Below are 12,690 nucleotides of genomic sequence, written 5' to 3' on the forward strand. Positions count from 1 at the left end.
AGTTTGCGTGAATAACCAAAGTTTGTGAAGTCTTCTACTTAAACTAAACCAGCTAATAGTTTGTCAATATTTTTCACTAAAAAGATTAATAACCTCATGATATACTAAAAAAATACATGCCAAATAACCTTCCTCAAAATCACTTTTGGAAGGTTTTGGTGTATTAACATAAATCCAGTTTCTAAGCTATATCCTGGAAAGTTGTTCTGTTTTTTAGTAAGGCGTAAATCCAGTGTAAGAGCTTATTTACACAGGCAATAATGGCTACCCTAAAGGGTTTTCCTTCTTCTCGTTTCTTGTCGTAAAACTCTCTCAGTCTTTTATTTCGAGGTATGATTTCATCCGTTGTCTTCTTTTTTCGGGCGTCTCGAATACCACTTTGAATAGCCATATACAGGGCGTGACGTAGTCTACCGGAACCCCGTTTGGTAATTCTGTTAATGGATGCAGTAAATTTACCCGAAGAATAAACACTAGGATCGACTCCTGCAAATGCAACGAGTTTTTTGGCGGCGTCAAACCGATCTATCTCTCCAATCTCCGAAATAATCGTTGCAGCGATTTTTTCTCCGATTCCGGGGATAGATTGGAGTATTTTATATTCTTCTATCTCTTTTGCGATTGAATCTATTTCATTTGCTAGCTTTGATAGATGCTCTTGATATTGCAGAACAATATTTATTAACATCTCCAGATTAAAAATATGGCTTTGGTACTGGTTATGTTGAAACGGGTTTCGAAGAGCGGCCTCTCTTAATTTCTGTGCTCTTTCATTTGCCCATTTCTCTGAACGACTGTTACAGAGGGAAGATATCTTCTCGGTCAATTCTTTTTCATCGACACTTAATACGCTTTCGGATGTTGGAAATGCGAGTAAGGTAAGTAATGATACCTTAGAGTATAAACTTCCAAATACACCTCTAAATTCAGGGAATACCTGATCTATTAAGGAATGTAGTTGTAACTTGGTTTTAGCTGCCATTTCCGCAATACTTTCTTGTTGTCTTGTTAAATTACGAAGGTTTAATAGTTGTATTCCTCTCTTTTTATATGGTTCTAATTCTTCTTTATAATAAAGTTCACAAAGATGATAAGCATCGATCGCGTCCGTTTTTACCTTACGTAAACTAGAGCTTTTGGCTCTATGGGAAATAAGGGGATTGATCACTATATAAACATAGTTTTGATCCTCTAAAAACTGGATAACTGGAGTATGGTAGTGTCCAGTTGATTCTAATACGACCGAAGGTAGATAACCGCCAGCCGCTTTTTCTATTTCTTGAAGAAAATCAAGAAATCCCTTCAATCCTTCCAAGTTATGTTGAATACTAAAGTTCTTTCTATAGGGTTTGCCTTTATCTAAAAATGCTTGAACCTGACTCTCTCCTTTAGCTACATCAAGACCCACAACTGGGTTCATACCTAAATCTCCTCCTAGTAATATAAAATTAGTCGGTATCCCCTAAGGCTTCTTGTAATGTCATAGGTTCGCTTGTTAAACGGGATCATTGTCCCAACCAGCCTGAAACATGCTTATACAAGTAGGGGGTGAACAGTTTAGCTGACGGGATCTAGTCCCACGGGTGCGACGTTCTACCCCGACTACCGTTATAATAAGACCAAATAGAATAAGGTCAACCAGAAAAATCTGGCTAACCTTATATTACGAACGGGTGCTTTACTTCAAGAAGGAGTAAAGCCTTTTTTCTAATTGAACTAATGTAGTAGGTTAGTTGAGTAAAAAGATGAATTGGAGGTCGAACAGATATGAAACGAGAGGGAATTGTTAAATGGTTTAAAGAAGAAAAGGGGTATGGTCGGATTATGCTTGACGGTGAGGATGGAAATCATGTTTTTGTTCATTTTAGTTCGATTTTACCTGATAAAGAAAGACTTCCGAATGGATTCAGATTCCTTAAACAAGGTCAAAAAGTATCCTTTGATTTAGTTGAAAAACCAAATTCTACTGACCAAAAGCAAGTTGCAGAAAATGTAATCATTATCTCTGACTAAAAAATTCTTGTTCAACTAACGGTCGCTTTACTTAAAGAAGGAGTAAAGCCTTTTTCTTATTGAACTAAAGAAGCAGTTTAGTTGAACAAGAAATCGGAAAATATAGAAAAGAAAACTCGCTTAGAGAAATTGCTATAGACATAGTAAAGGAAAAAAAGTGGAAATTTTGGGAATGATAATAGTATAATTTTCTTGTATTAGAGGAACTTGAACATGCAATTATATCCAGTTAAAATATATATATGTTATACCAATTTCAGCAAAAATGAAGGGGGAAGAAATCATTATGTTAGACGATCCAAATAATTACACCAATCATCCAGACGATAAAGAAGGTAATTGGGATTACGATTCAATGCCAGATCTCCAAGAATATTTCGAAAAAGACGGCGGCAATCTTGACCGATTTAACAAGGATTATGATAAATGGGAAGAAAAACAATATGAAAAAGAAGATAAATTAAGAAAGGGTTAGGGATTATGGAAGTTAAAATTGAAAAAAAATGTCCAAGTTGTAATGGTAGTGGTTACGATTTTGCTGATATGGTGGGCAATGTGATAGATGTGATGGCACTGGCGAAATAGACTAACGAGGTGCTTTAGTAAATTATGGCCATCATTTCGATGGTCTATTTTTACGTCCAGAACATTAAGAAGATTTCAGCAATACATTGTGAAGTGTTACACTTAAACTAAAGCCGCAGGTTAGTTTAATTAGAAATACAAATTGAGTAGGTGAAGTATGGAACTTTTTAAGAATAAATCTGAAATTCTAAACTACAATTTAGTCAATGAAAGTAATCAAGTTATTCCAAATTATGATTTGAGTAATAAAGAAGTTTATTTTGAATTGTATATAAGTCAAGAAAGAACAATTTGTATTATTGGTAAAGTAGATAATAATTACATATGTTGGTGTTCTATAACAAAATTAAATGATAAAGAAAATAATGAAGAAATATTCAATTATATAGCAAATATTAGTTTTAATATATTTTCACAAGAATACTTAGTTTTGGCACATGAAAGATATAATGAAATAAAGAATTGGTATAAGTGTGATATAGCAAGGTCAAATATAGATGGAATGTGTTGGAGAACTCCTTTTGGACATTATTATGGTGATGATAGTGTTAAAGACAATCACGGCAAATATTTTGCAAGGGATATTCTACATTTTTATGAAGAACTACTAGAAAAGTGTAATTTCAGAATTAATGAAGGTTTATATATAGATATTTTAAATAATTATTTATATATCTTATCCAAAGATGTTATTTATAACAAAATAAAACCGTTAATTTCTATCTTAGAATGTGAGTCGTATTTAAGATTAAGTCCTAATGAAACTGTTAGAGATTTATATTTGAGATGTGTGAAAGAAAGTAGTTCATTATATAATCGTTATATGGATGAAGTAAGGTAAATAAATGTCCTGCAAATTTAATAATCTATTAAAGATTGTTGTTTTCTTGTTCAACTAACGTGTGCTTGTGCGGCCGAGCCTAGGTCGTATCATATAGCGGGTGGGATTCCCGTCGAGAAAGAACTAGCCATTCACTCGTAGCGAGTCTTGGAGGGCTAATGGTAACATTCGCCTTTAAGCGTAGACAGTTAGGTGGCGGGCCGAAAGCCAACTGGTTGAAGGGATTGAGCTCCATAATGTTAGTAAATCGAGAGGGCTGATGCCTTAAGCACAGCAGAAAGCTATATTTTATCCATCGTTAAAGGCAAGAAGGATAAAACCTCTCTGGAGTCAGAGACCTTGGCACGTCACACATCGATATGATACGGCAACTCGGGAGGCCCTACCGGTCTTTTCTTCTTATAGAAGAGTATGGTGTACAAGCGATAATAAGCGAGGAAACCAAATGCCGTGTAGGGAGTCGGATAGCAGCGTAGTACCAATGAAGTTGGGTAATGCCGATGGAGGAAAGGCTGCTACCAAATGATCACTCTCACTAGGGACACATTTACTACACACAGCGGTAGAAATAATAAATGTAAACTAAACTATTGAGGATAGCAGAATCACCATTTTGTGAAGGATAATTTGGAGGAGCCGTGTGCGTAAATAGCGCAAGCACGGTTCTGTGAGGGGGGTGGAACACAATATACCGTAAGGTAGAGAGGTTCCCTTCTACTCGACTAGTAAAATGTAGGGCTGATAATACAGTTCACTTTTCTGATTGAACTAATGCTGCAGTTTAGTTGAATAACATACTTTTCGAAAGTTATCTTTCAATGATTAAAAAACTCCCAAAACCAAGCTTACTGGTTCTAGATGTGTATAATTAACCAAATGTGTTCATACACTTTCAAACCTTGTGAAGCGATTGCTTGGTTGGAGTTAGTTTATTTAAACTTTAAACGTTTTCCTATAAAATGAACTTGTGTTCAACAATCGGATCATATTTTGGAGTAACTAACCTAAAGTGATGAATGAATGTACTTTAAAAGAAGTATAATTAGGAAAAGGAATACCCTCAAGTCCATGTAATGTAAGGATTTGAGGGTATTTTACTACATACAATTATTCTCTGTGATGAAATGGAGTCAGAAAAACGATGAATCCTCAGAAAGCTAAATTTTCTATTTGCATTCCTAATATCTCTTTGTTTCATTTACATTGAAGGTTTAATGACCAGTTCACTTACATCCACATGAACAGGCTGTTCAAGTGCATAGACGATCGCACGGGCAATAGCCTTAGTTGGCAGAGCGTTACGTCGGTATTCCTTCATGAATTCTCTAGCCTGGTTGTCAGTAATGCTCTCAGCTAGTTCTGATTCCGTTACTCCTGGCGATACAAGGGTCACACGTATCCCTAGACCTACAGTCTCTTGCCGCAATCCATCTGTTATTGCACGTACGGCATATTTGGTCGCACAGTAGACAGCTGCTGTCGGGGTCACTTCGTAGGCACCGGTGGATGCGATGTTGATGAAATGTCCAAAACCTTGTTTCTTCATGACCGGAAGACCTGTGGCAATGCCATGGAGGACACCGCGTATGTTGACATCAATCATCCGGTTCCATTCCTCAATTTTTAGTGCGTCCAGCGAAGAGAGGGGCATCACCCCTGCATTGTTAATAATAGCGTCAACTCTTCCAAAACTACTTTGGGCTGCACCTATAATTGCCTGCATCTGTTCTAGTTCTGTCACGTCGAGCTGTTGAATGAGTACAGAACCGCCATCCCCTTGAATGTCAGATGCCAATGACTCTAGTCTCTCCACACGTCTTGCCCCGATCACAACATGAGCTCCAAGGCTTGCGAGCAGTCGGGCTGTTGTTTCACCAATTCCGCTGCTTGCCCCTGTAATCACAACAACTTTTCCATTAAGTTCGGACATTATTCCTTGCTCCCTTCTTCCAGATATAGCACCATACCTGCATGGTAAAGAACCCCATTGATAAAATCACCATTGGCAGTAAAGCCTGTATCATCGACATATTCGATATGATTGTCTTTGACGATATAGCTGCCTTGATATGCGCTTTCGCGGTTGCCGCGGGCTTCATCGTAACGGTCGTTTGGAAGCAGCTCGTGCCGAATATAGCCGTCCGCGGTCACCCACATCCCCACATAGGGATGAGAATTTTTTATAAGTTCTTTTTTCATTTATATTCTCCTCTCATATTTAAAAGATGGAGGGGCACTCAAATCTTGGCAGAAAGTGATCCAAAGAACGTAACAGAAACTTGATCAAATCCATACAATCTAATTGAAGTGTCTAACCATAAACTAATTATGAACTTTTGAACCAAAGAGGGGGTAGTCGGAAAATATACAATTGTTGCCTAATACTCCAATAAATTATAGTATAATGAGCAGGAGAACCATATATGTAACTGGAAAGGAGAGGAATGGTTCATGGATCGAATTAAGGAATTAGTGGAGTTGATCGAGAGAAATGTAGCGGTGGATGGGACGCATGACACATCTATATCAGGATTGAGATTTGTTCGTACCACCCAGATTTCTGAACCCGTTTACTCTGTTTATGAACCTTCCATATGTGTTGTGGCCCAGGGATCAAAATTAGTCATGCTTGGGGAAGAAAGCTATCAGTACGATTCTGCCAGTTATCTGACGGCTTCCGTTCATTTGCCGATTACGGGACAGATCATAAAGGCTTCGCCTAAAAACCCTTATTTATGCGTTAATATACAGCTTGATATGAATCAGATTTTCGAAGTCGTTCAGTCATCGAAACAAGTAATTTCTAATGACTCTCCGGGACGAGGTCTGGTAATCAGCCTAATAAATGATTCACTTCTTGAAGCGGTATTACGGCTTACTAGGCTACTGGAGAATCCACAGGATATACCAATCCTTGCCGATGGTATCAAACGTGAAATCATTTACAGGATTCTACAGAATGACCAGAATGATTCCTTGAAGCATTTTGCACTTGTAGGGAGTCAGGCTCAACGTATTGCAAAGGTGATCGGGGTGTTAAACCGTGAATTTGCACAGCCATTAATGGTAAACAGATTGGCTAAAGAAGCCAGAATGAGCCCTTCATCCTTCTACAGCCATTTCAAGGAAGTCACGGGTATGAGCCCAATCCAGTTTCAGAAACAGCTTCGGTTGCAGGAAGCACGCCGATTGCTTTTAACGGAAAACCTGGAAGCGGCTGAGGCAGCGTTTCAGGTAGGTTATGAAAGTCCATCTCATTTCAGCCGGGAATACAGCCGTAAATTTGGCCTGTCCCCAATGAAAGATATACGACGTCTGCGGAAAATGTTGTAATAAAAGAAGCACACGTTTGTCAAGACTTAAGGGGTTATTCTATGTAAGTGGAAGGGCATAGGAAAAGTGAACCCATTGAGGTAAATAGGAAATTATTTTAAAAATATAAAGAAAAAGTGCTTGGATACCTAATTAGAGATCTAGGAAAAATGAGTTACCTATTCAATCTTTCGAAATTCTCCTCCTACTCGATGATTTCGTTATATTTTGTGGAAGAATTAAATGGAATCGTTACAGATTGCTCAAGAAAAGGAATAGCAGAATCAGACCAATCTCTGGACGTAAAAGGATTTGACGGTGCTTGTAGATGCTGGCAAATAGTGTTTTTAATAACAAACAAATAATTAAATAAAAGATATAAAAAAAGTTGAATTGAGCACCTAACTAGAGTGGCCATACATAGAACAAAAATGTGTATCGTCGTTTAAATTACTGGCCCGAGCTTACAAGGAGGATGAAAGTATCATTCTAGATGTAACTCCGTATGAACTTAATGAAGTACATCCATTATTTTATGACAATCGAGCGCAATTGTGGAATAAGCACCTATTTTTCTTATTCAACTAAAGGTATGCTTTACTTCAAAAAGGAGTAAAGCCTTTTTCTTATTAAACTAACGCGGCAGTTTAGTTCAATAAGCAATATAGATTTTCACTTATTATAAATGGAAAATTTATATAAAATTGGAACATCTATTTGTTTCAAACGTATTAAAGTAAAGCAGAAGATTGAAAGGAAAGTAATTCATAAAAAAGGAGGTATAGAAGATGGACTTATTACTCTGGATAACTACTGGTTTCATGCTAATCGGATTTGTTGTTCTCGTTTCTATGAAAAAAGGTATGGAAAGAAAGGTCGCTTTTATAAAAGCAAATGTGGAAGACGAGGAAAATTTATCAAAAGCTAAATCTGTAATTTGGTGGATATGTGGTGCCACTGCTTGGGGAGTAGGGGCTATATCTCTTGTTGGTTGGTGGTTTCATGGATAACTGTCGGTTTCGAATGTACTTAAAGTAACAGGTGCTTTACTTCAAGAAGGAGTGAAGCATTTTTCTTATTGAACTAACGCAGCAGTTTAGTTTAATAAGAATAAATTATAAAGTGTCGAAGAAACAATGAAAAGGAGTGAATTATTCCTTGAGTATTTTGCGAATTATTAAAAAAATAATGATGTATACCAATATAAAATAAGAATTAATACTAATCAATACTTGTGGAGGTGAAGATGTATGAAGATAAATTCAGTCAGTCCATATCAATCAGTTTCATATACAAAAAATACAAATTCTAAGACCGATTTTAATACAACTAATACATTTTCTATTAACCAATCAACTGAAAATGAACAAATAGCGAAAATCCTACAAGCCAATTCTTCTAATACTTGGGAAGAGCTTTCGGGTAAGTACGATGTGCGAAATGCTACTTTCGAAGAAATTGTTGAAATATCCAATACATTATATGAGGCAGGAGAAATATCTTTTAAAGAACATGGTGTTTTAACTTTTGATTATGGACGTGCTACTAACCATTTAAAACAAATTTTGGCAGGACGTACTTCGGCAGGTTTTGATATGCATGCAACGTCTGCAAATAGTGATGGGAAAAGAGATTGGATTGCGGAGTATGAAGCAAGAGCATCGAAAGATTTTAAAATTGGTAATTTAATTGGTTATCAAAGTAAAATGAATGTTCTTACTCTCCTACAACGACTTGATACTTAATAATATTGGAATACCAAATTACTATTGAACTTGTTAAGAAATATAATTAAAGTAACGGGTGCTTTAGTGAAACAAGACCATCATTTTTTCGGTGGTCTATTTTTATGTCCAATGTGAAATGTTACACTTAAACTACCGCAGCAGGTTACTTAGAGAGAGGATTTTTTTTATTCTGAGGACTACTTTGGTGGATTTATTACATACCTTCTTAACGGGAGGGATTGTATGTTAAAAAAATTATTGATTATTGCTGGAATACTCATAGTGGGAATAGCTTCATTTAGCCTGTTAAATAAGGCTTTAGAGGTTGATTCTTCTATAGAAGAACAAGAACCTTTAGTTACTAAAGAAGAAGAACTATTGAAAGAGGTAAAAGAAAAACTTGCTGAGAAATATGTTATTGATATAAAAACGACTTCAAAGAAAGAATTGTTGATACAAGTTGTAGGGGATGAAGAGTATTTTAATTCCGTAAAAAAGGATATGGAGTCGATTGCAAAAAATATAATTAAAACCTCTACATTAAAAGATTATACAGTTGTTTTTGAGAGATGGGATTTATTTAAGATGCCCGAAGAATTTAAAAAAGAACAAAAAGAAATTCTCCATTTAGGAAAGATTATAATGGAAGGTCTTAAAGATTATGACGTAATTGGAAATATAGGTACTCATTATCAAAAATCCATTACCATTCATACATCAATAAAAAGTTCAGATAAAGATGCACATAAGTTAGCAATGGAAATTGAAGAGACAGTAAATGAGGTCCTACATTCTAAGGAACTAAATTCTGTATCCCATATTGATTTATATGAAATTAAAATATTGAATGTCAAAGGGAAAGTAGTAAATTAGTCAACCTTATAAGGCTAAACAATACTGGCACCCCTTTTTATTAAGCTAACGGGTAGAGGCTGATATTATACAGCTCTTTTTATGCTGAATTAATGATGCACTTTAGTTGTAGAGAGGGGGAGAAAATAGTGAAAAAAATAATGAAATACACAATAATCGGTATTGTTTCTTTATTTCTCATTTCGGATTTTCCAATTTATTGAGATGGGCTAAGCAAGGAGAGTTTATAAAATACGATAATGGTGTGACAATTGAAGTTTATAATTCAAGTAAACAAGTAATAACGGATTTAAACTTCTATTTTTCGTTTGATGGTAATCAGGTATATCAGGATTTAGGTACTATCAATCAATTAGAACCCGGAGAAACCACTAGTCGTTATAGCCATCAAATAAAAGAAACAGGTAATGATAGAAGTTTATACTTACATTATCCAATTAATAAAACTGAGGCAGAAGTTGAGAGTCTTGCTTATTTACCGTCTTATAAACCAAGTAAGGTAGTAGTTATTTTAGAAATAACCGGAACTGATAATAAGGGGAAACTTTTATTTAGGACAAGAGGGTATGAAGATGTTTTTGGTCAATTTGAATTTGATTTGACTTCCGCTAGAGAGTGATTGCTAAAAGGGTACCAAGGAAAGTGCTTATTCAACTCCCATGAAAATTAAAATCTTCGATTTATAGAAAAAGGCAATACGAAATCGGACGCAGCTCAATAATTTTTAAAAAAAGTGCAGCGCCTAAATGAGAATTAAATTATGGGTTGGACTAGGAGGCATTTGGTTCAGTGATTGTAACGTTGTAACCTAAGTTTTCAAGTCTTCGAACAGAATATCGTACAATCGATTGTTCTTTTTGTTTGTCAAAGTAATCTTCCCCTAAGTCTACGTACATTTCTTTGCGTGTTAGGAGATAATAGCTGATTCTTAAAATGGCATGAGCGACTGATATCCCTGCACGCTTTTTACCCTTTCTTGATGCAGTACGCCTATACAGGGCTCCCAAGTAGGTTTTGGATCCTCTAACAGAATGAGCTGCTTCAATTAATGCCGATTTCAAGTACTTGTTTCCTTTTTTCATGTTGGTTGATTTCCTCTTGCCCGCACTTTCATTATGTCCAGGTACTAATCCTGCCCAGGAACATAAGTGCGCCGAACTGGGAAATTGCTTCTCCACATCTGTACCGACTTCGGCTAAGATTTGTTCGGCCATTCGAGTGGCGATGCCAGGAATGGAATCCAATCGTTCTATATCTTCTTGATGGGAGGATAACCTAGTAGCAACCTCTTCGTTTAATAGCTCAATCTGCTCAGTTAGAAATTCTATATGGACCAGAATGGTTTTTAACATGAGACGTTGATGTGGATTGATATACCCTCGAAGAGCTAGCTCCAGTTCACTCTTTTTCTTCTTCATTGATCGGCGGGCAAAGCTAGCTAATTTCTCAGGATCATTTTCGCCATCGGCGATAGCACGGAGCATATCAAGAGACGAAACACCCATGATGTCGGAGACAACGGAACCGAGTTTGATATTCGCTCCTTCTAAAACCTTTTGAATCCGATTATGTTGTCTCGCACGCTCTTCAATAATACTTCGACGGTATCGAACTAACTCTCTTAATTCCCGCTGATTTCGGTCTGGAATAAAACTTGCTTTAAGTAGACCGTGACGAAGAAGTTTGGCAATCCATTCTGCATCTTTTACATCGGTCTTACGACCTGGTACTGCTTTCATATGTTGAGCGTTCACTACTAAAAACTCAATGCTCTCGGCTTCTAGCAAGTTGACAATAGGCTTCCAAAATACACCTGTACTTTCCATTGCTACGTGAGTACAATCATGCTCCTTAATCCAGTCAATTAACTGTAATAGAAAAACAGTTTTAGTGGAAAACGTTTGAATCTCCTTTCCTTTTGGGGTAATAATACAAGCAGTAATGGAATCCTTATGGACATCCATTCCACAAGCACGTTCAATGATTACTTCCATTGTAATCATCCTTTCTACGGCAAATAGTATTGGAGGCTGGTGCAATAACCAGAGTAGGATTAATCTCCCATGAGTGCTTCCCGTAATGGAGCGACAGTCTGTGATGCACCGTGGTCGTTGGAGTCAGACTAACGGATGGGCTCTATGGCACCATAGTTCATCGACCTTCCTCTCCCAGCCGTAGTATCCTATACCCAGGTTTTCACATTTTCATTCTCTGTGGTGTAGCGCTGATTTTGCGCTACATGGATGGCTAACGGGTGCTTTACTTCAAGAAGGAGTAAAGCCTTTTTTCTTATTGAACTAAAGAAGCATGTTAGTTCAATAAGAGGTATTTATATATAATAGTCAAAATAAGAAATGGAGTTGATAGTATTGAAAAAAATAATGTTTTTTTTAGCTACTTTAGTCATGTTATTCGGATGTTCAGATACTGATGCTTCAAACGAAATTTCTCGTTCAAGGGTTATATATCAAGGACCCTTTATAGAAGTAGGGGTAGCAGGTTCTCAACAATCATTACCTAATATAGAAAATGTCCAGTATAAACATGTGGATTTAAGCGATGTGAATGGAATAAAAGAAGAATTTGACGTTTTGATTATTACCCCTGAAGCTTTTCCCGAAGCTGATAAAGATAAATATATCAACTTATACGAAAGCATTGAGTATCCTGTTTTATTTTTTGGTATGAAAGATTTTAAAATGTTTGCTTTTACTACCGAAGGTATGACTATAGAGAATTCCAAAGATGACAATGTAGGTTATATCGAAGGTTTTAAAAATGTAAATGGAGAAAAAGAGGGTATTAAAGTCTATAAATCAGAAAAAGAAAAAGAATCGGATGCGGAGATATTAATAATAGCTTTAAATAAATTATATGAAGAGAAAATTAAATGAATTTAGACGTAATCGAGTATCAACTATGGTCTACGGTATCGATACGCAAAAAAAAAAATTACTATAGGAAAAGTATTGGTACATGAAATTGCAATGCTTCTTATTTCACTAACGGTGTGCTTTACTTCAAGAAGGAAATACTTATTTGGAATCTATTCATGCTGACTTTCGTATATAGTCCGAGGGGGAATATTTTTGAAAAACACAAAGTTAAGAATCGCATGGATTATTCCTAATGTATTTTGTTACTTGATGCTATTTGGATTATCCATTTGGACAGTGCTTAACAGCGAAGGGTTAGAAGAAATCAATAGATTATCACTTTACGTTATATTTATGCTTTTACTTTTCTTAGTATCAGTTTTCGGAAGTTACCGAATTTGGACATGGTTAAAAGAAGGTAAAATATAAAAAATTCTTATTAAGCTAAACCAGCTAATAGTTT

General features: G+C 36.1%; 14 protein-coding genes. 10 read left to right on the forward strand and 4 right to left on the reverse strand.

Annotated features, from left to right (window positions below; all coding sequences use genetic code 11):
• Window positions 1-181: 181 nt before the first annotated feature.
• Window positions 182-1,420, reverse strand: coding sequence for an IS110 family transposase (locus MKY60_RS01055; protein WP_269922775.1), 1,239 nt, complete (start codon window positions 1,418-1,420; stop codon window positions 182-184).
• 347 nt (window positions 1,421-1,767) lie between these two features.
• On the opposite strand from MKY60_RS01055, the gene MKY60_RS01060 reads away from it, so the two are divergent.
• The 3 genes from MKY60_RS01060 to MKY60_RS01070 all read left to right on the forward strand — a co-directional run bounded on the left by MKY60_RS01060 (window position 1,768) and on the right by MKY60_RS01070 (window position 3,439).
• Window positions 1,768-2,013 carry a cold-shock protein gene (locus tag MKY60_RS01060; protein ID WP_211894198.1) on the forward strand — a complete coding sequence of 82 codons (246 nt, stop codon included), beginning with the start codon at window positions 1,768-1,770 and terminating at the stop codon, window positions 2,011-2,013.
• A 286-nt stretch (window positions 2,014-2,299) separates the two neighbouring features.
• Entirely contained in the window at window positions 2,300-2,488 is a 189-nt protein-coding gene (locus MKY60_RS01065) for a hypothetical protein (protein ID WP_340928260.1), read from the forward strand.
• Between the two features lie 267 nt (window positions 2,489-2,755).
• Complete coding sequence (locus MKY60_RS01070) at window positions 2,756-3,439, forward strand: hypothetical protein (protein WP_241600670.1); 684 nt, start codon at window positions 2,756-2,758, stop codon at window positions 3,437-3,439.
• Between the two features lie 1,198 nt (window positions 3,440-4,637).
• On the opposite strand, the gene MKY60_RS01075 is transcribed toward MKY60_RS01070, so the two are convergent.
• The gene (locus MKY60_RS01075; RefSeq protein WP_241600671.1) at window positions 4,638-5,369 is read right to left on the reverse strand and encodes an SDR family oxidoreductase; all 732 of its coding nucleotides are present in this window, start codon (window positions 5,367-5,369) and stop codon (window positions 4,638-4,640) included.
• Window positions 5,369-5,638, reverse strand: coding sequence for an Atu4866 domain-containing protein (locus MKY60_RS01080; RefSeq protein ID WP_241600672.1), 270 nt, complete (start codon window positions 5,636-5,638; stop codon window positions 5,369-5,371). Before MKY60_RS01080 ends, MKY60_RS01075 begins: the two co-directional genes overlap by 1 nt.
• 252 nt (window positions 5,639-5,890) lie before the next feature.
• On the opposite strand from MKY60_RS01080, the gene MKY60_RS01085 reads away from it, so the two are divergent.
• The 5 genes from MKY60_RS01085 to MKY60_RS01105 all read left to right on the forward strand — a co-directional run bounded on the left by MKY60_RS01085 (window position 5,891) and on the right by MKY60_RS01105 (window position 9,970).
• Window positions 5,891-6,772, forward strand: coding sequence for an AraC family transcriptional regulator (locus tag MKY60_RS01085; protein ID WP_241600673.1), 882 nt, complete (start codon window positions 5,891-5,893; stop codon window positions 6,770-6,772).
• A gap of 767 nt (window positions 6,773-7,539) precedes the next feature.
• The gene (locus tag MKY60_RS01090; RefSeq protein ID WP_241600675.1) at window positions 7,540-7,761 is read left to right on the forward strand and encodes a hypothetical protein; all 222 of its coding nucleotides are present in this window, start codon (window positions 7,540-7,542) and stop codon (window positions 7,759-7,761) included.
• A 240-nt stretch (window positions 7,762-8,001) separates the two neighbouring features.
• Entirely contained in the window at window positions 8,002-8,496 is a 495-nt protein-coding gene (locus MKY60_RS01095) for a hypothetical protein (RefSeq protein ID WP_093496827.1), read from the forward strand.
• 225 nt (window positions 8,497-8,721) lie between these two features.
• On the forward strand, window positions 8,722-9,351 hold the full coding sequence (locus MKY60_RS01100) for a hypothetical protein (protein ID WP_093496828.1): 630 nt from the start codon (window positions 8,722-8,724) through the stop codon (window positions 9,349-9,351).
• Window positions 9,352-9,550: 199 nt separating this feature from the next.
• Window positions 9,551-9,970 carry a hypothetical protein gene (locus MKY60_RS01105; RefSeq protein WP_093496829.1) on the forward strand — a complete coding sequence of 140 codons (420 nt, stop codon included), beginning with the start codon at window positions 9,551-9,553 and terminating at the stop codon, window positions 9,968-9,970.
• Between the two features lie 151 nt (window positions 9,971-10,121).
• Here the strand turns inward: MKY60_RS01105 and MKY60_RS01110 are convergent, their stop codons facing one another.
• The gene (locus MKY60_RS01110; RefSeq protein ID WP_340765914.1) at window positions 10,122-11,345 is read right to left on the reverse strand and encodes an IS110 family transposase; all 1,224 of its coding nucleotides are present in this window, start codon (window positions 11,343-11,345) and stop codon (window positions 10,122-10,124) included.
• A gap of 375 nt (window positions 11,346-11,720) precedes the next feature.
• Between MKY60_RS01110 and MKY60_RS01115 the strand changes: the two genes are divergently transcribed.
• Together MKY60_RS01115 and MKY60_RS01120 are read left to right on the forward strand one after the other, a co-directional pair.
• Complete coding sequence (locus tag MKY60_RS01115; protein ID WP_340928263.1) at window positions 11,721-12,245, forward strand: hypothetical protein; 525 nt, start codon at window positions 11,721-11,723, stop codon at window positions 12,243-12,245.
• Between the two features lie 195 nt (window positions 12,246-12,440).
• Window positions 12,441-12,656 carry a hypothetical protein gene (locus tag MKY60_RS01120; RefSeq protein WP_340928264.1) on the forward strand — a complete coding sequence of 72 codons (216 nt, stop codon included), beginning with the start codon at window positions 12,441-12,443 and terminating at the stop codon, window positions 12,654-12,656.
• Window positions 12,657-12,690 lie beyond the last annotated feature (34 nt).

Origin of the sequence: Psychrobacillus sp. FSL K6-1415, assembly GCF_038003185.1 — a bacterium.
Lineage (GTDB): Bacteria > Bacillota > Bacilli > Bacillales_A > Planococcaceae > Psychrobacillus > Psychrobacillus psychrodurans.

Excerpts from the sequence above, each read along its gene's own strand:
- MKY60_RS01055 (WP_269922775.1), bottom strand. The coding sequence starts at position 1,420 with ATGAACCCAGTTGTGGGTCTTGATGTAGCTAAAGGAGAGAGTCAGGTT.
- MKY60_RS01060 (WP_211894198.1), top strand. The coding sequence starts at position 1,768 with ATGAAACGAGAGGGAATTGTTAAATGGTTTAAAGAAGAAAAGGGGTAT.
- MKY60_RS01065 (WP_340928260.1), top strand. The coding sequence starts at position 2,300 with ATGTTAGACGATCCAAATAATTACACCAATCATCCAGACGATAAAGAA.
- MKY60_RS01070 (WP_241600670.1), top strand. The coding sequence starts at position 2,756 with ATGGAACTTTTTAAGAATAAATCTGAAATTCTAAACTACAATTTAGTC.
- MKY60_RS01075 (WP_241600671.1), bottom strand. The coding sequence starts at position 5,369 with ATGTCCGAACTTAATGGAAAAGTTGTTGTGATTACAGGGGCAAGCAGC.
- MKY60_RS01080 (WP_241600672.1), bottom strand. The coding sequence starts at position 5,638 with ATGAAAAAAGAACTTATAAAAAATTCTCATCCCTATGTGGGGATGTGG.
- MKY60_RS01085 (WP_241600673.1), top strand. The coding sequence starts at position 5,891 with ATGGATCGAATTAAGGAATTAGTGGAGTTGATCGAGAGAAATGTAGCG.
- MKY60_RS01090 (WP_241600675.1), top strand. The coding sequence starts at position 7,540 with ATGGACTTATTACTCTGGATAACTACTGGTTTCATGCTAATCGGATTT.
- MKY60_RS01095 (WP_093496827.1), top strand. The coding sequence starts at position 8,002 with ATGAAGATAAATTCAGTCAGTCCATATCAATCAGTTTCATATACAAAA.
- MKY60_RS01100 (WP_093496828.1), top strand. The coding sequence starts at position 8,722 with ATGTTAAAAAAATTATTGATTATTGCTGGAATACTCATAGTGGGAATA.
- MKY60_RS01110 (WP_340765914.1), bottom strand. The coding sequence starts at position 11,345 with ATGGAAGTAATCATTGAACGTGCTTGTGGAATGGATGTCCATAAGGAT.